The sequence below is a fragment of the Sphingomonas sp. HT-1 genome (assembly GCF_048568905.1).
Taxonomy (GTDB): Bacteria; Pseudomonadota; Alphaproteobacteria; order Sphingomonadales; family Sphingomonadaceae; genus Sphingomonas.
On the sequence record NZ_CP183770.1, the window covers coordinates 2,805,285 to 2,826,768 of the forward strand.

Genomic DNA, 21,484 nt, shown 5'->3' on the forward strand with positions numbered 1-21,484 from the left:
GCGCTACGCCGTCAGGAGCGGACGCGCGTCCAGGTCTGCGATTTGCAGATCAGGCCGAGCAGCGCACAGCCCTTGCCGACGATGGTGTTTTCGTCGACCACGGTGATCGTACCCGAAAAGCGCTGGTTGATATCGGGCACGAACACCGTGCCCTTCCATTCGCCTTCGCGCACGATCTTGAAGTTCTGGAACAATTGCACGCCGATCAGCGGATCGGTGCCCCCGCGGCGGGCATCGGCCTTGGCCTTGTCGCTCGCCCAGATCACGGTGGCGCACATGCCGCCCTGGCCGCAGGGCGCTGCGCGGACGTGCACGCTGTTGCTGGGGTTCCGCCAGACCGAAGGCTCGGGCAGGTCGGCAGCGCCGAAGGAAAACGCAGCCAGCGCGAGCGCGAGGGGCAAAGGTGGCATGGCGGCAACTCCCGAAATCCAGCGCGGCGCTGTATCACGCAAAAGATGAAGGTCCAGTGACCCTGATCAACGCGGTTCGATGTGGCGGGAAGACGGCGCCCTGCGCCGAAACCGCTGGAGCGGGCGAAGGGATTCGAACCCTCGACCCCAACCTTGGCAAGGTTGTGCTCTACCCCTGAGCTACGCCCGCTCTGGCGTTGTGGCCGGTGGCGTTTCGAAGCGCTCCCGGCGGGTGAGGCGCGCCAACTAACAGCGGCTTTCGCACTGCGCAAGCCCCTTATCGCAGTTTTTGGAAAAGGCTTGGCGCTTTGGCTCCGAGCGCCCAAATAGGCAGCAACACGCCGTGACGCCCGCGAGGCGCGCGGCACCTGCATGTTTCGAGGAGCGCATTTTGGCCACGCTTGGATTGAGCCCTGCCGACAAACAGGCCGTAGACGCCTTCCGCCGCGACGTTGTCGAACCTTCGATGGCGAAGCTGGTCATCATCGATTTCTGGGCGGAATGGTGCGGGCCGTGCAAGGCACTGGGCCCGGTGCTGGAAAAGGTCGCCGCCGACTATGCCGGCAAGGGCGTGATGCTGGCCAAGATCGACGTGGACAAGAATCAGTTCATCGCGAGCCAATTTCAGGTTCGCTCGATCCCCACCGTCTATGCGATGTTCCAGGGCCAGCTGGTTGCCGACCTGACCAGTGCGCGAACCGAATCGCAGCTGCGCACGATGCTGGATCAGATCCTGCGCCAGTTGCCGTTGGCGGGCGAAGAGGCCGATGGCGAGGCGGAGCTGGAGCCGCTGATCGCGATGGGCGAGCAGGTGCTGGGCGAAGGCGATGCCGAACGCGCGCTGTCGATCTTCGACCAGATCGCCGAGATCGCACCGGACCATGCGCTGGTGATCGCCGGGCGCGTACGGGCGCTGACCGCACTGGGCCGCCACGATGAGGCGCAGGCGGCGCTCGATGCGCTGGAAGGCGATGCCGCCAAGGCCCCGGAAGTGGAGCGGGCCCGTTCCGCGCTCAGCCTGGCGCGCGAGGCGCAGCCGGTCGACGATCTCGCCGCGCTGGCCGCGCGTGCCGCAGCCCATCCCGAAGACATGGAAGCCCGTTACGAGCTTGCCGGCGGCCAGATGGCGGCGGGCGACCGCGAGGCTGCGGCGGCCACGCTGCTGGCTATGGTGCGCGACGACCGGAGCTGGAACGACGGGGCAGCCCGCCAGCGGCTGCTCAAGCTGTTCGAGGTGATCGGGCTGGAAGATCCCTGGGTGGGTGCGCAGCGTCGCAAGCTTTCGGCCATCCTGTTCGGATGAAGGGCAAGCGCCTCTCGGTCTTTCCGCTGGCGGGTGCGCTGCTGTTTCCGCGCATGCACCTGCCGCTGCACATCTTCGAGCCGCGCTACCGGGCGCTGGTTTCGGAGGCGCTGGCGCGCGACCGGCGGATCGGCATGGTCCAGCCGCGCGACGATAGCGATCCGCCGGCCTTGTTCGATATCGGCTGTGTGGGCCGCATCGCCGATGTCGAGGCGCTGGACGACGGGCGCTATAATATCGTGCTGGAAGGCGTGGCACGCTTCACCATCCTGCGCGAGCTGGCGGTGACGACGCCGTTCCGCCAGGTCGAGGCCGAACTGGAAGCGGTGCACGAACCCGAAACGCTGGGGCTGGCGGAGCGCGCCTCGATCGAGCTCGAATCGCGGCGCTTCGCCGACGGTCTCGGCTACGCGGTAGACTGGGAAGCGGTGACGCGCCTGGACGATGAGTCGCTGGTTAACGGCATTGCGCAGATCGCGCCCTTCGATGCCGCGTCGAAGCAGGCGCTGCTCGAGGCCCCCAGGCTGTCCGACCGGGCGGACCTGATCGTGCAGCTGATGCGTTTCTTCGGGCGGCACGGCGAGGATCGCGCGACGCTCCAGTGATCTGCCCGATTTTTGGGCAGGTGCCGCCGAACTGCACCCAAAAATTCACCACTAGGTAACAATTCTGCCGTCGAAACGCGCAGCGCCTCTGTGCGGCGCATTTGGCACGCCCCTTGCAAAGTTACTCTCGGGACAAACGCCGAGAGGGGGCGAAATGAAGCTCATCATCGCCATCATCAAACCGTTCAAGCTCGACGAGGTGCGCGAGGCGCTCACCGGCGTCGGCGTGACGGGCATGACCGTGACCGAGGTGAAGGGATTCGGGCGCCAGAAGGGCCAGACCGAAATCTATCGCGGCGCCGAGTACAGCACGAACATGGTGCCGAAGATCAAGATCGAGGTCGCCGTGGGCAGCGATCTTGCCGACCGCGCCGTGGAGGCGATCCAGGCGGCGGCGAGCACCGGGGCGATCGGTGACGGCAAGATCTTCGTCCTCGACATGGGCCAGGCCGTGCGCATCCGCACCGGCGAGACCGACGAGACGGCGCTGTGAGCAAGGGGGTAGCAATGAAGCAAGGATGGAAGACCGCCGGGCTCGGCCTCGGCGCGGCCGCGCTGGTCGCGGCGATGCCGGCATGGGCGCAGACCGCACTGGTGAAGGCGCCCGACGCCGCGCAGCAGGCGACGATGGTGAACAAGGGCGACACCGCCTGGATGCTGATCTCCTCGGCGCTGGTGCTGATGATGTCGGTGCCGGCACTGGCGCTGTTCTATGGCGGCCTGGTGCGCACCAAGAACATGCTGTCGGTGCTGATGCAGGTCTTCATGATCGTCTCGGTCGCGGCGCTGGTCTGGTGCTGCTGGGGCTATTCGATCGCGTTCACCAGCGGCGGCGACAACCAGTTCTTCGGCGGGCTTTCCAAGGCGTTCCTGATCGGGGTGAGCGGCAGCACCTATGCCGCGACCTTCTCGAACAACGTCTATATCCCTGAATTCGCGTTCGTCTGCTTCCAGATGACCTTTGCCTGCATCACGCCGGCGCTCATCGTCGGCGCCTTTGCCGAGCGCGTGAAGTTCACCCCCCTGATCATCTTCACCGTGCTGTGGATGACGATCGTCTATTTCCCGATCGCGCACATGGTGTGGTACTGGGCGGGCCCGGACTTCCTGGTCGACGCGCCGACCGATTACGGCTTCCTGTGGGGCAAGGGCGCGCTCGACTTCGCCGGCGGCACCGTCGTGCACATCAATGCGGGCATCGCCGGCCTGGTCGGCTGCCTCGTGATCGGCAAGCGCGTGGGCTTCAAGAGCGAGCCGATGCCGCCGCACTCGCTGACCATGACGATGATCGGCGCCTCGCTGCTGTGGGTGGGCTGGTTCGGCTTCAACGCCGGTTCCAACCTCGAATCGAACGGCGTGACCGCAGTCGCCTTCATCAACACCTTCGTCGCCACGGCGGCGGCGGCGGTGAGCTGGGCGGTGATCGAGCAGGTCGTGCACAAGAAGCCGTCGCTGCTCGGCGGCGTGACCGGTGCGGTCGCCGGCCTCGTTGCGATCACCCCGGCTTCGGGCTTCGCCGCGCCGATGACTGCAATCCTGCTGGGCCTGATCGTCTCGCCGATCTGCTTCTTCTTCGTCACCACGGTGAAGAACAAGCTGAAGTATGACGACTCGCTCGACGTGTTCGGCGTGCACTGCATCGGCGGCATCATCGGTGCGCTCGGCACCGCGATCGTCGCCGATCCGGCGCTCGGCGGCCAGGGCGTGATCGACTACACCCAGTTCCCGGCGGTTCCGGCCGCCAGCTACAGCATCGGCACGCAACTGCTGGTCCAGCTCCAGGCGGTGGGTATCACCCTGCTGTGGTCGGGCCTGGTTTCGGCGGCCCTGTTCTACGGCCTCAAGCTGACCATGGGCATCCGCCCCTCGAAGGAAGTCGAAGTCGAAGGGCTCGACATCAACGAGCATGGCGAGCGGGCCTACAACTACTGACGAGTTCGGGCGCCGCGCGGGTCCTCTTCCCCCGCGGCGCCCCACCGAGGTTCCTCCTGCGGACGACTGGGCTGGTGGGCAACCACCAGCCCATTTTTTGTGCGCGGGGATGCGATTCGCCGCTTGCGGCAAGCGTACCCCTCCCGCTTGCGGGAGGGGCTAGGGGAGGGGCTGGAGCGTCATGGTGCTACGTCCCTGTCAATCCCTCCCCCGAGCCCTCCCGCAAGCGGGAGGGGAGCGAAAGAGCGAAGGACTCAGCGCCCGGAAAGCTGCTCGAGCGCCGGACGAATCCCGGACAGGTCGTAGCCCGCGCCGGCACCCTTCGCGACCAGCGCCTCCGGCTCGCCGCCTTTATAGGCGGTGGCCAGTGCCCAGAGGTTGCACGAGCGGGTTCCCGAGCGGCAATAGGCCAGCACCGGTCCCTGCACCGAGCCGAGCGTCTCCGCCATTGCCTCTACCTGCGCCATCGAGAAGCCGCCCGGCGTTACCGGAATCGCGGTATAGCCCAGGCCCGCCGCCTCGGCCGCTTCGGCGATCTCGGCGCCGCTCGGCTGGCCGAATTCCTCGTCTTCGGGTCGGTTGTTGATGATGTGGACGAAGCCCGCCGCCGCGAGCGCCGGCACGTCTTCGGGCCGGATCTGCGGGGCCACCGAGATACGGTCGTCGATCTTGTTGGGCATGGCAGGTCCTCCTTCTGAATTGCCGGCGTGCTGTAGCGCGGGCGGTCCCCCCGCGAAAGCCGATCAGAACTGGCGGATGACGTTCAGAAAGTCCTGCCCATAAGCGTCGAGTTTGCGCGCGCCGACACCGGAGACTTGGCCGAGCGCCGCCAGCGAGTCGGGTCGCGCCATCGCCATGTCGCGCAACACCGAATCATGGAAGATCACGTACGGCGGCAGGCCGGTTTCCTGTGCAATCTCGCGACGCTTGGCACGCAGCGCTTCGAAAAGCGGGTTGCCGACCGGATTCGGCACGGCGCCTTTGGCCCCGCGGCGACGACGCTCGCGGCGCGGCGGCAGGACGAGCTCCAGCTTGGCCTCACCCTTGAGGATCGCACGCGCCTCCGGGCCGAATTCCAGCCCGCCATGTTCGTTGGTGCGCAGCGCGTCCCGCAGCAGCAGCGCCCGCGACACCGGCTTGAGCATCGCCACTTCGTCGCCGCCAACGATGCCGAATACCGACAGCTTCTCATGCCCGTTCATCAGGCTGCGCTCCGTCGACACCCCGGTGAGGATGCCTTCGATATAGCCGACGCCGTACAGCATGCCGGTGCGGAACACCGCCGAGAGGAATTTCTGCGCAGTGACGCTCGCGTCGATCGCGGCGGGCGGATTGAGGCAGTTGTCGCAATTGCCGCAGGTCTCGGGCGCGTCCTCGCCGAAATGCTTGAGAAGAATGCGACGCCGGCACCCTGCCGTCTCGACCAGCGCGCCGAGTGCGGTCAGCCGGGTGCGCTCGCCCGGCTGGCGCGAAGGCTCTACCTCGCCGATCCGCTGGCGGGCGCGGGCGAAATCATCGGCACCCCAGAAGAGGTGCGCGACCGACGGATCGCCGTCGCGACCGGCGCGACCGGTTTCCTGGTAATAGGCCTCGATCGACTTGGGCAGCCCGGCATGGGCGACGAATCGCACGTCGGGCTTGTCAATGCCCATGCCGAACGCGACGGTGGCGACCACCACCATGTCCTCGCTGGCGACGAACTGCGCCTGGTTGCGGCGGCGCACGTCGGGATCGAGCCCGGCATGATAGGGGAGCACCGGCCGCCCGGTCTCTGCCGCCAGCTTCTCGGCGAGCTGCTCCACGCCCTTGCGCGTCTGGGCATAGACGATGCCAGGGCCGGGATTCTCCGCCACCACGTCGATGATCTGCCGCGTCGTGTTTTCGCGCGGGGCGATATGGTAGCGGATGTTCGGCCGATCGAAGCCGGCGACGATCAGCCCGTCTTCCGGGATGCCCAGCTGCTCGAGAATGTCGGCGCGGGTATGCGCGTCGGCCGTGGCGGTCAGCGCCAGCCGCGGCACCTCGGGGAAGCGATCGAGCAGCGGGCGGAGCAGCCGGTAATCGGGGCGGAAATCATGCCCCCATTCGGAGACGCAATGCGCCTCGTCGATCGCAAACAGGCTGAGCGGCGCCTGCGTCAACAGGTTGCGGAACCCCTCGCCCGAGGCACGTTCCGGCGCGATGTAGAGCAGGTCGAGTTCGCCGGCACGGAACCGCTCGATCGTCTCGGCGCGATTGTCGTCGACCGAGGTGAGGGTGGCGGCGCGAATGCCCACCGCCTCCGCGGCGCGCAGCTGATCGTGCATCAGCGCGATCAGCGGGCTGACGACGACGCAGGTGCCGTCCAGCATCACCGAAGGCAGCTGATAGGTGAGCGACTTGCCCGCACCGGTGGGCATCACCGCCAGCGTGCGCTGGCCCGCGAGCACGCGCTCCACCACCGAGGATTGCACGCCGCGAAAGGCGTCATAGCCGAAAACCCGGCGGAGATGTTCAATGGGATCGGGATGCATGGCTGCCATCAGACTGCCCGGCACATGCTTGCACTGTCGAGCAAATGTTAACTTGTGGCTCGGTAGTAGACCGAATGTGCCGGGGGGCGCAAACGCAGGAAGACAGACGATGCCGGTGGAACCCTCTGACGAACCCGCCCGCCTCGCCGAGCTCAAGGGCTATGGCGTGCTCGACACGCCCAACGAGGCCGAGTTCGACGCGATCGTTCGCGAGGCGGCCGCCGCGCTGGGCGTGCCGATCGCGCTCATTTCACTGATCGACGAGAACCGCCAATGGTTCAAGGCGCGCGTCGGGCTGGAGCCGCAGGAGACGCCGCGTTCGATTTCCTTCTGCACCCATGCGATCCGCGGGCCGGACGTGTTCGTGGTGCACGATGCCAAGGCGGACCCCCGCTTCTCGGAAAACCCGCTGGTTACCGGCGATCCCAATATCCGCTTCTATGCCGGTGCGCCGCTGCGCACGGCGACGGGGAAGCGGATCGGCACGCTGTGCGTGATCGACAGCACAGCCCGCCCGCAGCTGACCGAGCAGGACACTGCTCGGCTCACGCTGCTCGCCGAGAAGACGATGGCGGCGCTCGAACGCCGCCGCCAGCGGCTCTCGGCGGCCGACGCTGCCTGAGACGAAACAAACACCCACAGCTTTTCGCGCGGGCGCCCTTGCCGCTGCCCCCCTTGATCCGGCAAAGCGGCGGCGATGACCGTCAGCGTGGACATGGGCGTCGACGGCACGGGCAGCCCCGTGCCGGTCGATCTGGAGGAGTTGCTTGCGACCCGGTTGCTCGTCCAGGGCAATTCCGGATCGGGCAAGTCGCACCTGCTGCGGCGGCTGCTCGAACAATCCGCCGGCCATGTGCAGCAGGTGGTGATCGATCCCGAAGGCGATTTCGTCACGCTCTCCGATCGCTACGGGCATCTCGCGATCGAGGCGGTCGACCATAGCGAGCGTGACGTCGCCCGCTTCGCCGCGCGCATTCGTGAGCACCGTGCTTCGGTGGTGCTCAGCCTCGAAGGACTGGAAGCGGAGGGGCAGATGCGCTGTGCCGCCGCCTTCCTCAACGGCCTGTTCGATGCACCGCGCGACCATTGGTATCCGGCGCTGGTGGTGGTCGACGAAGCACAGCTGTTCGCGCCAGCCGGTGGCGGCGAAGTGGCGGAAGAGGTGCGGCGCGCCTCGCTGTCGGCGATGACCAACCTGATGTGCCGCGGCCGCAAGCGCGGCCTGGCCGGCGTGATCGCGACGCAGCGCCTGGCCAAGCTCGCCAAGAATGTCGCGGCCGAGGCGTCGAACTTCCTGATGGGGCGGACCTTCCTCGACATCGACATGCAGCGCGCCGCCGATCTGCTCGGCATGGAACGCCGCCAGGCCGAGGCGATCCGCGACCTGGCGCGCGGACATTTCCTCGGGCTGGGGCCCGCGATCACGCGCCGCCCGGTGGCGATCCGCATCGGATCGGTCGAGACCAGCGCGCGCAGCTCCTCGCCGAAGCTGACGCCGCTGCCCCAGGCGCCCACCGACGACATGAAGGACCTGCTGCTGGCGCCGGCCGAGCCCGAATGGGTGCCGCCGGCCCCGCCGCCCGCGCCGACCTATGCCCATTCGGAGACGATGCTCGAGGCGCTCGCCCGCTCGGTGCCCGCACCGATGGAAGTCGAGCCCGACCGCGATCCGGAGGAAGTCGCCGGCCTCGTCGCCGATGTGTTGCGCGCGATCGTCGAAGACGAGCAATCGGCGCTGCGTTCGCCTTCGGTGCTGTACCAGGATTTTCAGGTGCGCTGCCGGATGGTGGGGCTTACCCGCCCGCCGCTGGACCTCTCCAACTTCGTGCGCCGGCTTTCCGCAGCGCGCGCCGGCATTCATGGCGATCCCGACGACGACTGGGCGCAGGCACTGGAAGCGGCGCGGGCGCTGCCCGACGATATGCTGGGGCCTTTCCTGCTCGTCGCCAAGGCGGCGCGCGAGGGGCTGCCCTGCCCGAGCGATACCGATATCGCGACCAGCTACGGCACCAGCTCGCTCGGCCGCGTGCGGCGGCTGATGCAGTATATCGAGAGCAAGGGCCTGTTCGTCACCCGCGTCGATCTGTCGGGCAAGCGATCGATCACCATTCCCCGGCTGGGCTGGACGACTCAGGCTTCGGACGGCTGAGCTTTAGCGACGGCCACCATGCCCCCGCCTGCATTTCGCCGCATTGCGTGTGGAAAATCGCACGTCGGCTGGGGGAGCGTGGGGCATGGGGCGGTTCGTTGCGGTCGTAGCAGTCTTTGGGCTGGCGGCGGATGCGCCGCCGCTGGAACTGGCGATGGCGCCGGTGCGTGCGACCGTGAAGGCGACGGCCGCAACGCTGCGCATCGATCCGGCGGCGCCCACCATTCCCGTCTTCAACCCGGAATTTGCCAGCCGTGCCGGTTTTGAAGCCGGGCTGTTCGGCACCCGGGCGGCGATCGGGCCGGTAAAGGTTCCCGGCAAGTCGGCGGTGGTTCGGCTGGATTTCGAACGAGGGGAATTCAAGCGGCGCGTGACATGGTTCGCTGCACCCGTCGTGACCGGGGCCGATGGAATCATCGGGCCGGGCGGCCTGCCCGAACCGCGAATCCTGTTCCGCTTGCGCCCGGACAGCCCCGAAGACGAGATCGCGCGCTTCGCCATGGCCGATTGGGGCTATAACGGGCTGGGCATCGAAATCGCGGTGGCGGGCCAAGTGATGCACGTCGCCTTCGCGCCGTATCGCGCCGAAAGCCTCGCTACTGCCGGCGCGGGTGCGGCACTGGCGTCGGCACAGGGCGGGCATTTCGACGCCGCGCCGCACGGCATGCCGATCGAGCTTGGCGTCGAACGCCCGGTGCGCCACCTTGCGCTTGATCAGCCCTTGGCGATCGGGCCGCTGCGGCTGGCGGGCATGTTGGTGCGGACCAGCGACTTCGGTTCGACCAGCACCATTCCCGAAGGCGATGTCGACCCGAACGAGATCGTCGTTACCGGCAAGGCAAAGGGCAAGCCGACGCTTACGCTGGCGATCGGTGCGGAGCTTCTGTCGCGCTGCGCATCGATCCTGTTCGACAAGGCCGCGAAACAGGTGACGCTGCGCTGCCGTTAGCGCCGCATTGCCCTCACCGGCGGCGGTGGATCCGCGCGTTGATCGCAAAAATGCACAGCGCCCAGACGGCCCCGAAACACCAGCCGGCGAGCACGTCCGACGGCCAGTGGACGCCCAGATAGACACGGCTGCAGCCGATCAGCAGCACCAGCAGGGTGGCGAAGGCGAGCAGATAGGCGCGCGCCCAGCGGCTCGATTCGGTCTGGGCGAGCATCACCGCGAGGGTGAGGTAGACGGCGGCCGACGTCATCGCATGGCCGCTGGGAAAACTGGCGTTCGACGCCTCGGCCAAATGCGGCACCAGCTCCGGACGGGGCCGCTGCCACACCAGCTTGAGCAGCGCGTTGCAGGTCGAGGCGCCGAGCATCGATCCGGCGAGCAGCAGCGCCTCGGCGCGGCGGCCGAAGGCGAACAGGAACAGCACGGCAGCGACGCCGAACAGGCAGAGCACGGTGAACCCACCCAGCGCGCTGATGTCGATCGCCGACTGCAGCAGCCAGCGCGGCCCGATCGGCGTGCCCAGCGCCTGCGGCTCGCGCAGCGCGAGCAGGATGCGGCTGTCGATTGCGAAGCCGGTGGCAAAACCGAGCGCGAGATGCACTGCTATTCCGGTGAGCGACAGAGCGAGCAACGCGAGGGCGGGCCAAAGCCACTGGTCGCGTCGGTGCTGGGGACGGCTGGTCATGATACTCCGTTCTGCAGGGCTCGGCGGCAGCGGCAAGGCGCCACCGGAATCAGCGGCGATGTGGCCAAATGGCTGCAGTTGTGCAAGTTGCACGTGCGCCACCGGGCTGGCGCGTGGGTCGAGCCGTCACTGCGGCGGGAGCGCCGCAAAGACCTTGGACAGGTTCAAGATGCCGTTCCCGAAAACCGGATCCCGACCGGGCGCACCTGCATCGGTGGCGTTGTCGAGCAGCAGCGACACGATCTGCGCGCCGGTCAGCTTGGGACGGGCCTGGGCAACAAGCGCGACCGCACCGCTTATCGCGGCTGCGGCGGGGGACGTGCCGCTGTAGGTCACTGTGCGTCCGTCCGGCGCGATCATGTTCACATCGCGCGACAGGGCAGCGAGATACCAGACCGACGACGGACCACTGCCCGCGCGATTGGCATACGTGTAATCGAAATTGCCCGCAGCATCGTGCCCGCCCGCGATGATGACCCAGCCGGGTGCGGCTTCGGCGAAGCTGCGCGCCATCCGCAGCGGTTCCTGCCCTCCCGCATCGTTGTTGCCGGCGCTAATGACCACCACGATCCCTGCCGCAGCTGCGCGTCGAACGGCGTCGAGGAACAGGTCATAGCTTTCGTCGAATACGAACGACAGATTGATCACCCGCACCTTGGCGGCGATCGCGGCATCGATCGACGCGATCAAGGGGAAGCTCATGATGGTGCAATTCGCCAGCGAGGTGCACGTGCTTGGATTGGAGATATTCAGTGAGACGATCGTCGCGTCGTAGGCAATGCCGTGGATGCCACTGCCGTCGCGCGCGGCCGCTGCCACCGACGCCATGAACGTTCCGTGCCCGCTACTGTCGACCAGGCCGCGAGTGCCCGCCATATCGGCGCTGGCGGGATCGATCCGGCCGCCGAATTCGCCAAGACCCGGTGCGATCCCGGTATCTAGAATGGCGATCTTGATGCCGCGTCCCGTCGCTCCCGCGCGATAGGCGGCACTAGCCGCCGATGCGACCGCCGCGTTCGACCGTTGCTCTTCGAGCAGTTCCGCCGTCGGCGGGGGCGTCGGAGTAGGGGTCGGACTCGGCGTCGGCGTGGCGGCTGGAGGTCCGGGAACGACGACCGTGCCCTGGCCTGACCCGCCGCCGCATCCACCGGCCAGGAGGGCGCCTGCCAAGGCCATGCCATACGCGCAGGCGGCAGGTGAACGCGGCTTCGCTGGTTGCATTCTCGCTTCCTTGCTCATCGATGGACGTTTCCGTCTTGGGGGGGAACAGATTCGGTGGCGGTGCTGTCGGAAGCGTAGCGCGACGGGCCGTCCGCCCAATCGCTGAACGATTGGCGCGGGCGGACCGGCAAGGCCCATCGCGTTGTTGCGACATCGCTCAGGCGAAGATCCCCTGGGTCCGCCCGGCCCATCAGCGCCAGTAATCTGAAAGAAGCGACATTGACGTCTCTGCGAACCATGGCAGCTGTCACATAGTTGTTGAATATCTCCCGCTCGGTATCGAGAACGTCCAACAAGGTCCGTGCGCCGATATTGTTCTCGGACTTGGCGCCCTTGAGCGCGGTTTCATTCGCGGCGATGGCTTGTTGCGCCTTCTGCAGATAGTCGAGCGATAACCGCCAGGTCGCGTACGCCGACCGCACTTGCGCGACCACGTCTCGCTCCAGCGCAATCACTTGCTCAATGGCGCTGTTCAAGCCCGCATGGGCCTGGCGCACTCGAGAGGCCGGCAATCCGCCCTGGTATAGCGGAAGGCTGACGGTAATACCTACCTGTGCCGCTGTGCCGCGATCCTGAGGCCGAAAGATCGATTGGCTGGAGACCGACTGGAGGTTGTTGAAATAGCTTCCGGAACCAAAGGCGGAAACCTGGGGCCCGCGCTCTCCCTGCGCGGAACGTATCCGGTACTCGGCAGCGTTCACATTCATCCGTGCTGCTAAAAGCGATCCATTGTCGCGTATCGCCTCGTTGATCGCGTCCTCAACCATCAATGGTTTATCGAACCAATCGCCAATATCGACCAGGTCGTTGGGTGGTGCGCCAATGACCCGGACATAGTCTTCGCGGCTGCTGATCAACTGCGCCCGTGCCGCCTGCAGGCTACCTTCAGCGAGCAAAAGCCGCGCGTTCGAGAGCGATACATCCGTCACTGTCAGGTCGCCGATCGAGAAGCGTCCCTGGACGCTGCGAAGGTTCGCCTGGAGCGATGCAACGTTCCGCTCACTGGCCCGGACAATGGCTTCGTCACGAAGAACGTTGCTATACACTTCGACCACAGAGGCGAAGAGGGCGGAGACGACGCTGCGAAAGCCTTGGCGGGTCGCCTCGTAGCGCGACTGCGCTTCCTTCACCCCGAACTTGACCACGCCGGAACGATAGAGTGGGACGGTGATCGAAAGATCGGCGTTGAGCGTCCGGTCCGGCAACAACGCGCTGTTGGCGGACCGCTTCAGAAACTCGGTTTCGCTGCTCGTGAACGCGGCACGCGGTCGCCCGGCTGTTTTCGCCTGCACAACCCCTTCGCTGCTGGCGAGGTTATCAGCGAAGGCGCTGGCCAGATTCGGGTTTGTCTGCAGCGCGCGACGCAAGGCCTCTTCCAGCGTATCGGCGTGCGCCGCTCCTGCAAAGCTCATGGCGAGGGTGGCGAATGCTGCGCCGGCGAGGATGCATCCCTTAGCCAGGTTCAAGGCCAAATGCGTGCACGGTAACGCTCCAACAGGCGACGTCGACGATGTCACTATGGCTCCCCCTATGGCGGCAACACGTATCGTGCGGGAGCGTACGCCTCAAAAATCAATAGCACCCAAACTGAAATGTTTCTCGTTGCCGATATCGGAAAGCCGCAGTGGATTGACGAAACATTGACTAAGATTTGGAGTCCGAAATCCACAAATGACCGGACGTTTTTCAAGTCCAATCTGAATGCTTATTGTTCCTGGTGCGACGGTGACAGGCAAATGCCGATCCGGCACAAATCGGCATACGGGTTCATTTTCCTGGGAGGGGCAGGATGCAACATGCCATCGTGGCAGACGATGTTGCTCGTCTTGTGCGGGCAGCCGAGCGCATGGCGCGCCTTGCCCAGGACATCGCGCAACGGGGGCGCGAGAAGGCGACGTTAACGACCTCCGCCGATGAGGCGTCGCAGCGCGACGACCTTCCATCCTATGTCGGCGAAAAGCTGGTCGATGCGTCGAAGCGTGCCATTGCGGCCCATCTGCAACAGCCGGATTTTGGGGCGCCGGCGCTTTTCCGCAATGCCGAATGGTTGTTGATGCTTGAACTGTTCGTCGCCGGGCGTTCGAACAAGCCCGTTTCGATCAAGGCGGCGTCTATCACTCTGGGCAGGGCACCTTCCACAGCGAACAGAACCATCCTGGAACTGGAGCGGCGTGGTCTGGTCGCCAGTTCCGGCGATGTTCAGGATGCTCGCAGACGCTTGCTGAAGCTTACGCCCTATGCCGAAGCAGTGCTCGGCGAATATCTCAATCAGCAGAGCGACCTCCGGCTCCTGCCGATGCGCATGTCGCTCAAAGTTTCTCAGAGCGGTGATCAAGAAGATGCGCATAGTAGCGCGCACGAGATCCCGTCGATTTCGGATCGATCCGTATCCGAAGCAGAAACTACCTTACCATGATGCCGGGTCTCCGTAATCATTGCGGTGTCGTCTTCGAAAACGACTTCGAGGAGGGCATTTCAACAGGGGAATCGATATGCGTCAGCTTTCTACAATTGAACTGGAACTCATCGTCGGCGGGTACAGCGACTCCTATGCGTACGGGGATTCGTCGCTGGTCCTCGACGGCGACAATGCGCACATTACCGTCACGGCTGCCGATTATAATGGCGGCGTCGCGGAGATGCAGGCTGCCGGTCTCACCATTCCGCCGATCACCATCCCGATCGATCTTGGCGGCGGCTTCAAGGTCTCGATCACGACCCCGAAGATCAAGCTTTCCTAACGGGAAATCGCGTAGCGAAACGTCGCGGTGGTGCGCCTGGCGGTGCACCACCCTGTTGGCGACCGGCACACGGCGGATGCAGCCATGATGGCTGCTACCCTGGTCGGGGCGACGCGAGCGTATCGCCGCGTACTTGAGGTGACGTTCCTGATTCTGCTGAACGGGTCGTTGCACGCATTTTCCTATTTGCCCTATCGGCTACGACGACAGGCGCTGCGAATCGCGTTCCTGTTCCTGGCGCCCGTGATGGCCGGGCTCGATCTCGACTCTACCTCGCGTGCGTTTGCGACCATCCTTGCCTCGTCGAAGCGGCAGGGACGAAAGTTCGCCGGCCGTAAGATGTACTACGACATGGTCGCGATGATCGAATGGCTTGCCCTTGGCCGACGGAGCATTGCCGGGCTGGCAAGCGACATTCAGTGTCTTTCCAGCGACGCAGCCGAGGATCTGCAATGGCTTGCCGCGCAACGCGGCGCGATCATCGGAACGATGCATTTTGGGCCCTATGCACTCGGGCTGGTCTGGCTGATTCATTCCCATTTTCAGAACCGCAAGGTTATCATCTTCAAGAATGCCAATGCGGGGGAAGAAGCGCGTGCGATCGAGCGACTCGGCAACCTGGGTGCTGAGGTAGAATTCGTCTCGCCGACGGCACTTCTAGACTTTCACCGTATCATAAAGGAAGTGCGCAAAGGCGCGATCGTCATCATCATGGTGGACCTGCCGCCGGCCGCCAGCCGCAGCGACGACTTCGATCTGCTGGGGCGCCAGGTAGCCGTAGCGACGGGCGCCGTCGACCTAGCGGCGATGGGGCGGGCGCCGCTGATGCTGCTTCGCGTTCGTGCCGATCGTCGAGGCGATCGGATCGAGATCGGCGACATTTTCGACGTCGCGCACCACGATGCCGGCTCACGCAATCGCGCGGTATCTCGGATCACCCGCTTCGTTTCCGAAACCCTGCACGTCTACCCCGAGCAATGGCACATGTGGTCGCGGTTCGGAGAGTATCTGCAGCAACAATCGGACCCCGCATCGTGAATAAAACTACGCCCGGACTGGGCACCGCTTATCACATGCAGACTCCCGTGCTGCTGGCGCAACCGCTGCTGGAGCGGGTGCTGACGATCTTTTTCGGCATCACCTTCATCGTCGCTGTCGCCTTCTGCTCGCTGACCCAATATTCCCGCACCACTGCCGCACGTGGCGAGGTGGCGGCGGCGAGCGGTTTCTCCGCGCTTGTCGCGGAACATAGCGGCGTAATCGCGGCCATCTTGGTACGGCCTGGGCAACACGTCGCCAAAGGCCAAGCGCTGGCACGCCTTACCCGTCCGCAGATCGTCGTCGCAGGCGGCGACGCGACGCAGCTTTCCATTCAGCAGAGCACGGCGATGCTGCGCAACATCGACTTGCAACTGTCGGACAACGCGCGCTCGATCGCGGCAAACCAAGCGCAGATCGCACAGATCCGTCGCGGCGCCAGTATCTCGACCACCGCCGCGAGCGCGCGCCGCAGCCTGACCGAGCAGCGCAAGCTGGTCGCTCAAAAGCGCCTGGGTGGGCTGGAGACGCTCGCTTCTGAGGGCTTGGTGACGCAGATGGCGGTTGATCAGGCAAGAGTTCAGTCCATGCAGCTTCTCCAAGAAGCCGCCGACGCGGACATGACGATCAACGAGATTGCCAGGGGCCGTGACGAGCGGGTGGGGGCATTGGAGAGCCGAAGCCGCGAACTCTTCCAGGCGGCCATGACGCTTCGGACTCAGCGGCTGCAGATCGAGCAGCAACTCGTTTCCCTGCAAGTTGGCCAGGAGCAGACAATCGTAGCCCCCGAATCCGGCGTCGTTGTCGCGGTCAATATTCGGACGGGCGGGCGCGTGGAGGAGGGGCAACGCATCTTCGCGATAGCGCGGCCGGACGCGACTCTGACAGCTGTGCTCCAAGTTCCTTCGAGGGCGATCGGGTTGATCGAACAGGGCCAGCGCGTGTCGCTTAAATACGACGCCTTTCCGTTTCAGACCTACGGGCTGCACTATGGACGGGTCACCCGCGTCGAGGCTGCGTCGCTAGAAGGCGAACGCCCCGCCACCGAAGAGGCGGAAGCGGACCGCCGCTTCCTGGTTGAGATTAAGCCCGACGACCTGTTCATCACCGCCTATGGGCGGCCGCGGCCGCTCCGCGTCGGCATGATGCTCACCGCAGACATCGAGGTGGAGCGCCGCAGCATCCTGGCGTGGTGGCTCGCCCCCCTCCTTTCCATAGCCGGACGCCTGACATGAACCTCTTTCATACAGGTCGCCGCCGGCTGCCAATGATCCTGCAAGACAGCAACGGCGAATGCGGCCTCGCCTGCCTTGCGATGATCGGGCAATGGTATGGCCATCGCATGGATCTCACCAACCTGCGGGCGTCGTATCCGACCACCCGTCGCGGTCTTAGTCTTGCCAATCTTGCGATGGTCGCGGACCAACTGGGATTCGACGTCCGTGGCTACAAGGTCGATGTGCTCGACGATCTCAAGCGCGTGCGGCTGCCTGCCGTTCTGCACTGGGAGGGCAACCACTTCGTCGTCTTAAAGCGTGTTCGTGGCCGCCGCTTCGTGATCCATAATCCCGCGGCGGGCGTGCGCACGCTGACGCGCGAGGATGTCGAAGCGAGCTATTCGGGATTCGTCCTCGAACTGCAACCGTCCGAGGCGTTCCGGGTGATCGTGAAGGAAAAGCGCTATCCGCTTGCACGCATCCTCGCACTTACCCACGGCTTAAAAACGTCGCTCGTACAGATCATCTGCGTCGCGATCATTGCCAGCATGGTATCGATGACGCTGCCGCTGTTCGTCGAAGCTGCGCTCGATTCCGTACTGCCCCAGAGCGATCTCGATCTGCTTGGCGCGCTCGCCATAGGCCTGTTGCTGGTGTCGTTGACAACCGCGGTGGCCGATTGGCTGAAGAAGCGAATTATCGCCAACGCCGGCGGTGCGTTCTTCGCGCAACTGACGCGCAATGCTGTCGGGCAAATGCTAAGGCTTCCCTTGCGCTATTTCGAGGCGAGGCATCCAGGCGATATCGTTACCCGGCTGGAATCGATAGATTTCATCCGGAACATCGTCACGAACGCCTTTGTGGCCGCAGCAGTGGATTTGGTCATGATCGTCTTCAGTGGAGCGATCATGTTTCTGTACGCACCAAAGCTTGCGCTGATCGTTTCCTCGATATTCCTGGTCGTGATCGCGATACGGCTATCACTGTATCCGCGCATGCAGCGGCAGGGGGCGGTGTCGCTCAAGGCGCGTTCGGAAGAGCGCTCGAAAATGATAGACAGCCTTCGTGCAATCGCCGCGCTGAAGACGGCAAACGCGACGGTTCCAGCGGCTGCCCGGTGGTATGACAGCTTCGTTCGCTTTGTGAACGCATCGTTCCACATGCAGCTGACGGAGGCGAGCGCCGTATTGCTCGTGGAGATCGTCACCGGGATCGGCACTGCAGCGACGCTGTATCTCGGGGTGAGCTCCGTGCTTCAAGCGCAGCTTACCGTGGGCATGCTCTACGCCTTCTTCACGTACCGGACAATGTTCTTCGACCGGGTGGACAATCTAGTCACCACCATGACCCAGATCTCGATGCTCGGTGCAAATATGGCGCGCCTTTCCGACTTCCTGGAGATCGAGCCTGAGCCCGTCAATCGTATGGTGGAACGCCAGATTCGGCGAGGCGTGTCGCTTCGGCAGGCTTCCTATCGGGCCGGCTTTGCGGACAAACCGATCCTGGATGCGATCGATCTGGAAGTACCGGCGGGATCTGGCGAGACCATCACGATCCTGGGCCCTTCCGGATCGGGCAAGACGACGCTGCTGAAGGTGATGGCCGGGCTGTACAAGCCCAGCGACGGCGAAATAGAAGTGGATGGCACACCGCTGCATGCGTGGGGGCTCGCTGCGTATCGCAGGAACATCGGGTTGTTGCTTGGGGCCGACAAGCTGCTGCATGGCTCGATTGTCGAGAACGTTACGGCGTTTTCGTTCGAACCCGATATCCCAAAGGTCCACGCGGCCCTGCGCCTGGCATGTCTATCGGAGATCGTGGCCGATCTCCCGCGCAACATCGAAACGGTCGTCAGCGAAGAAAACGGCGTGTTGTCGAGTGGCCAGCGGCGACGCCTGATGCTCGCCCGTGCGCTCTACAATGATCCGCCGCTCCTGTTGCTGGATGAAATCACCGCCAATCTGGACGACCATACAGCCGGCATGATTCTCAGAAACCTTGTCGCTCACCCTGCGACGAAGGTGATTACCTCGCACGATCTCCACGTCGTTGCGATGAGCGACCGAGTCTTCCGTATGGAGGCCGGCGTGCTCACGGAAGTGGATATCGCGACCATTCGCCCAGTCGCTGCCGGAGAAATGGAGAATCTGCATGAAAAATGATGTCATCATTGCGGACATCGCTGTGATGCTTCGTAATATAAAGCGCGATGATAACTTGGAAATAGGACCGAATACGCAGATATCGATGCTTGGAATTGACTCATTGGACTTCGTAGATTTGATGTTCATGATCGAAGAGCGATACGATATTTTAGTTGAGTTTAATGCGAACACGGACGGAACGTTCCCGTTCGATACGGTTGGGTGTGCGGCGGACGCGGTGCGACTGCTGATTGAGCAGAAGCACCAAACGGCATGAGGCGTGTAGCCATCACCGGAGCGGGCATGATCTCGCCCGGGGGACGGACGCTGGCGGAGAGCTGGCATGCGGTTCGGGAGGGGCGGTGGCTGTTGCGGCCTGCTTCCGCCGGATATGCGGATACCGCAGATCTGCTAGTTGCCGAGGTTCGCGATTTCGATGCGGAGGCGCATTTCGAACGGCGTCAGCTGACGACCCTTGATCTGGTGGCGCAATTTGCGGTGATCGCAGCGCGAGAGGCGGTGGCGATGGCCGGGATCGACATCGCCCACACACCCGCCGAGCGCACGCGGTGCATCGTCGGCTCGGGCACCGGGGGAGAGCGGACCCACGACGAGGCCTCGCGTAGAGTATATGGCGAAGGGGCCGCGCGGCTACATCCGATGACCGTACCTCGAATCATGTTGAGCGGCGCGGCGAGCCATGTCGCTCTCGATAGGAAGATCATGGGCGGAGTTTTCGCGGTCAGTTCCGCCTGTGCCTCGGCGGCGCATGCCGTGGGGCAGGCATTCGCCGATATCCGTTCCGGCACCGTCGATGTCGCGATCGCGGGTGGCAGCGAAGCGTGCCTCTCGCACGGGTGCATGAAAGGATGGCAGGCGCTGCATATCCTCTCCGATAACGGATGTCGTCCCTTCTCGCTCGGCCGGCGTGGCGTCGTTCTCGGCGAAGGGGCCGCGATGTTCGTATTAGAAGCCTATGACATCGCGGCTGCGCGCGGAGCGGATATCCTGGCCGAACTGATCGGCTTCGGCATGAGTTCCGATGCCGGGTCGATCACCGCGCCCGACGCGGGCGGCATGGCTCGAGCGATGATAGGTGCACTCGGCGATGCGGGGATTTCCGCCGATGCCGTCGATCACGTCAATGCGCATGGCACTGGGACGCAGGCGAATGACGTTACCGAGTGCGCCGCGCTTCACCTCGTCTTCGGCGATCGTCTTCCCCGCATCCCAGTCACTGCCAACAAATCGGTTCTGGGGCACGCGCTAGGCGCTTCGGGGGCCTTCGAACTGGCGATGTCGGTGATGAGCCTTCGCGAGCAGATCCTACCGTGTACGGCGCATTTCGAGACGCCGGATCCGGCCTGCCCGATTGATTGCATCCCGCACGCCTCGCGTGATGCCGATGTGTCGACGATCTTGTCGAACAGCTTCGCGTTCGGAGGCCTAAACGCATCGCTGCTGGTGCAGCGTGTCTGATCCGCTCGGTCACTTCGTCCGCGCTTGCCAGGCTATCAATCCTGCCGCTGCGGCCGCCGGCTTTCCGCCGTTCGCGGCTGCCTTCCAGAACGAAACGCCGCTGAATAGCGGTCCCTATATTTTCGATCTCGCCGCCTTCGGTGCCACGTTCGGCACCAGCGCGCATCGGATTGCGATCCTTGCCGATGCGCAGGCAGCGCTCGACGCGCTTCGAAGCGAAGGAATGGGCTGGCACCTGTTACTAGTGGGAGGCAGTTTCATTCGGGAGGGTGAATCTCCCTCCGATCTTGATGCGCTGGTCGTCTATTCGCTTGCATCGACGGACGTGGCAGATGTCGAGCGAGCGATACACGCCATACGCTCTCATCTGCGGCGCTTTTCAAAAGTGGATTTCAAGTTCTGTCCGGTAGATGTTGAGCCGATTATATTGGTGAAGCGACTTTTATTCTTCTCCAACGTGTTTGGGTACGACAAGGATTTGCATACGCTGTCGCGTGGTAGCGTGATGGTGGTGCCCAATGATGTTGCGGACGACATGGCGAAAGGAGGCCGCTCAAGATGACCGATAGCATCACGGCGATGCGCGCGACGTCGCGCAGACAGGATACTTCCGGCCCTGCTATGTTGCTCGATCCTATCGACGCTCCTCTCGTCACTCGCAGCAGCCCGCACCTGATGCGGCTCGACGCGTTCAAAGCGCGGTTTTGCGCCGCGCCGAAACGGCAGCAACTCTGGACGTCGATGATCAGCGAGTTGCACTTCATGCGGTCTCAAGGAGTCCCTCCCATGTGCCTATTGATCGGGGGTAGCTTTGTTGGTGACGGGGAAAGTCCGAATGATCTGGACGCGCTAGTCGTGTATCGACTCGCGCCGGACGCTCGGCCCGACGCGATTGATGTTTTGCTACGACGCCGGCGGGAAGGGCTCGACCTACGCTTTGTCGCGGGGGATGCAGGTCCCGTCCCGCTAATCAAAATGTCGTGCTTCTTTCACACACTTTATCAATCCCGCGATCGCGGCGGAGACCAGGCGAGTTACCTTATCGTCTTGCAGGACTGAGTCGATGCTCCGAAGATCCTGGCGGCGCTATGGAGCGTT

General features: G+C 64.3%; 22 protein-coding genes and 1 tRNA gene. 16 read left to right on the top strand and 7 right to left on the bottom strand.

What is annotated here, in order from left to right:
* Positions 1–11: 11 nt before the first annotated feature.
* Together ACNFJ7_RS13020 and ACNFJ7_RS13025 are read right to left on the bottom strand one after the other, a co-directional pair.
* Positions 12–410, bottom strand: coding sequence for a DUF2147 domain-containing protein (locus ACNFJ7_RS13020; protein ID WP_026009083.1), 399 nt, complete (start codon positions 408–410; stop codon positions 12–14).
* Positions 411–525: 115 nt separating this feature from the next.
* Positions 526–600: transfer RNA gene (locus ACNFJ7_RS13025), tRNA-Gly, on the bottom strand.
* 216 nt (positions 601–816) lie between these two features.
* Here ACNFJ7_RS13025 and ACNFJ7_RS13030 point away from each other — a divergent pair.
* The 4 genes from ACNFJ7_RS13030 (at position 817) to ACNFJ7_RS13045 (ending at position 4,250) form a co-directional block, all read left to right on the top strand.
* Positions 817–1,713, top strand: coding sequence for a tetratricopeptide repeat protein (locus ACNFJ7_RS13030; RefSeq protein WP_019369176.1), 897 nt, complete (start codon positions 817–819; stop codon positions 1,711–1,713).
* Positions 1,710–2,318, top strand: a complete 609-nt coding sequence (locus ACNFJ7_RS13035) for an LON peptidase substrate-binding domain-containing protein (RefSeq protein ID WP_019369177.1) — start codon at positions 1,710–1,712, stop codon at positions 2,316–2,318. Before ACNFJ7_RS13030 ends, ACNFJ7_RS13035 begins: the two co-directional genes overlap by 4 nt.
* 154 nt (positions 2,319–2,472) lie before the next feature.
* A complete protein-coding gene (locus tag ACNFJ7_RS13040) occupies positions 2,473–2,811 on the top strand; it encodes a P-II family nitrogen regulator (RefSeq protein WP_019369178.1) in 339 nt (112 codons plus the stop codon).
* 14 nt (positions 2,812–2,825) lie between these two features.
* Complete coding sequence (locus ACNFJ7_RS13045) at positions 2,826–4,250, top strand: ammonium transporter (protein ID WP_019369179.1); 1,425 nt, start codon at positions 2,826–2,828, stop codon at positions 4,248–4,250.
* Positions 4,251–4,504: 254 nt separating this feature from the next.
* Here ACNFJ7_RS13045 and ACNFJ7_RS13050 read toward each other — a convergent pair whose 3' ends face one another.
* Together ACNFJ7_RS13050 and recQ are read right to left on the bottom strand one after the other, a co-directional pair.
* A complete protein-coding gene (locus ACNFJ7_RS13050; protein ID WP_019369180.1) occupies positions 4,505–4,930 on the bottom strand; it encodes a TIGR01244 family sulfur transferase in 426 nt (141 codons plus the stop codon).
* Between the two features lie 63 nt (positions 4,931–4,993).
* Entirely contained in the window at positions 4,994–6,763 is a 1,770-nt protein-coding gene (gene recQ / locus ACNFJ7_RS13055; protein ID WP_026009084.1) for a DNA helicase RecQ, read from the bottom strand.
* A 109-nt stretch (positions 6,764–6,872) separates the two neighbouring features.
* On the opposite strand from recQ, the gene ACNFJ7_RS13060 reads away from it, so the two are divergent.
* From ACNFJ7_RS13060 to ACNFJ7_RS13070, 3 genes are all read left to right on the top strand, one after another.
* Complete coding sequence (locus tag ACNFJ7_RS13060; protein ID WP_019369182.1) at positions 6,873–7,385, top strand: GAF domain-containing protein; 513 nt, start codon at positions 6,873–6,875, stop codon at positions 7,383–7,385.
* A 75-nt stretch (positions 7,386–7,460) separates the two neighbouring features.
* Complete coding sequence (locus ACNFJ7_RS13065; protein ID WP_019369183.1) at positions 7,461–8,912, top strand: ATP-binding protein; 1,452 nt, start codon at positions 7,461–7,463, stop codon at positions 8,910–8,912.
* An 85-nt stretch (positions 8,913–8,997) separates the two neighbouring features.
* Entirely contained in the window at positions 8,998–9,861 is an 864-nt protein-coding gene (locus ACNFJ7_RS13070) for a hypothetical protein (RefSeq protein ID WP_019369184.1), read from the top strand.
* 13 nt (positions 9,862–9,874) lie between these two features.
* Here ACNFJ7_RS13070 and ACNFJ7_RS13075 read toward each other — a convergent pair whose 3' ends face one another.
* The 3 genes from ACNFJ7_RS13075 to ACNFJ7_RS13085 all read right to left on the bottom strand — a co-directional run bounded on the left by ACNFJ7_RS13075 (position 9,875) and on the right by ACNFJ7_RS13085 (position 13,239).
* Positions 9,875–10,546: a phosphatase PAP2 family protein gene (locus ACNFJ7_RS13075; RefSeq protein WP_019369185.1), complete on the bottom strand. Its 672-nt coding sequence runs from the start codon at positions 10,544–10,546 to the stop codon at positions 9,875–9,877.
* A gap of 126 nt (positions 10,547–10,672) precedes the next feature.
* Positions 10,673–11,716, bottom strand: coding sequence for a S8 family serine peptidase (locus tag ACNFJ7_RS13080; RefSeq protein WP_160327948.1), 1,044 nt, complete (start codon positions 11,714–11,716; stop codon positions 10,673–10,675).
* Between the two features lie 65 nt (positions 11,717–11,781).
* Entirely contained in the window at positions 11,782–13,239 is a 1,458-nt protein-coding gene (locus ACNFJ7_RS13085; protein ID WP_156804362.1) for a TolC family outer membrane protein, read from the bottom strand.
* Between the two features lie 317 nt (positions 13,240–13,556).
* Between ACNFJ7_RS13085 and ACNFJ7_RS13090 the strand changes: the two genes are divergently transcribed.
* The 9 genes from ACNFJ7_RS13090 to ACNFJ7_RS13130 all read left to right on the top strand — a co-directional run bounded on the left by ACNFJ7_RS13090 (position 13,557) and on the right by ACNFJ7_RS13130 (position 21,445).
* Positions 13,557–14,183, top strand: a complete 627-nt coding sequence (locus ACNFJ7_RS13090) for a MarR family winged helix-turn-helix transcriptional regulator (RefSeq protein WP_019369188.1) — start codon at positions 13,557–13,559, stop codon at positions 14,181–14,183.
* A gap of 76 nt (positions 14,184–14,259) precedes the next feature.
* A complete protein-coding gene (locus tag ACNFJ7_RS13095; RefSeq protein ID WP_019369189.1) occupies positions 14,260–14,508 on the top strand; it encodes a hypothetical protein in 249 nt (82 codons plus the stop codon).
* Between the two features lie 84 nt (positions 14,509–14,592).
* A complete protein-coding gene (locus tag ACNFJ7_RS13100; protein WP_152997805.1) occupies positions 14,593–15,546 on the top strand; it encodes a hypothetical protein in 954 nt (317 codons plus the stop codon).
* Positions 15,486–16,781 (top strand): HlyD family secretion protein, encoded by a 1,296-nt coding sequence (locus tag ACNFJ7_RS13105; protein ID WP_082664446.1) that lies wholly within the window; start codon positions 15,486–15,488, stop codon positions 16,779–16,781. Before ACNFJ7_RS13100 ends, ACNFJ7_RS13105 begins: the two co-directional genes overlap by 61 nt.
* Positions 16,778–18,925, top strand: a complete 2,148-nt coding sequence (locus ACNFJ7_RS13110; protein WP_082664447.1) for a peptidase domain-containing ABC transporter — start codon at positions 16,778–16,780, stop codon at positions 18,923–18,925. Before ACNFJ7_RS13105 ends, ACNFJ7_RS13110 begins: the two co-directional genes overlap by 4 nt.
* Positions 18,915–19,184 (top strand): acyl carrier protein, encoded by a 270-nt coding sequence (locus tag ACNFJ7_RS13115; RefSeq protein WP_019369193.1) that lies wholly within the window; start codon positions 18,915–18,917, stop codon positions 19,182–19,184. Before ACNFJ7_RS13110 ends, ACNFJ7_RS13115 begins: the two co-directional genes overlap by 11 nt.
* On the top strand, positions 19,181–20,386 hold the full coding sequence (locus ACNFJ7_RS13120) for a beta-ketoacyl-[acyl-carrier-protein] synthase family protein (RefSeq protein ID WP_026009086.1): 1,206 nt from the start codon (positions 19,181–19,183) through the stop codon (positions 20,384–20,386). Before ACNFJ7_RS13115 ends, ACNFJ7_RS13120 begins: the two co-directional genes overlap by 4 nt.
* A complete protein-coding gene (locus ACNFJ7_RS13125; RefSeq protein WP_019369195.1) occupies positions 20,379–20,948 on the top strand; it encodes a DUF6932 family protein in 570 nt (189 codons plus the stop codon). Before ACNFJ7_RS13120 ends, ACNFJ7_RS13125 begins: the two co-directional genes overlap by 8 nt.
* Positions 20,945–21,445, top strand: a complete 501-nt coding sequence (locus tag ACNFJ7_RS13130) for a DUF6932 family protein (RefSeq protein WP_019369196.1) — start codon at positions 20,945–20,947, stop codon at positions 21,443–21,445. The genes ACNFJ7_RS13125 and ACNFJ7_RS13130 overlap by 4 nt, the downstream gene beginning before the upstream one ends.
* Positions 21,446–21,484: the final 39 nt, after the last annotated feature.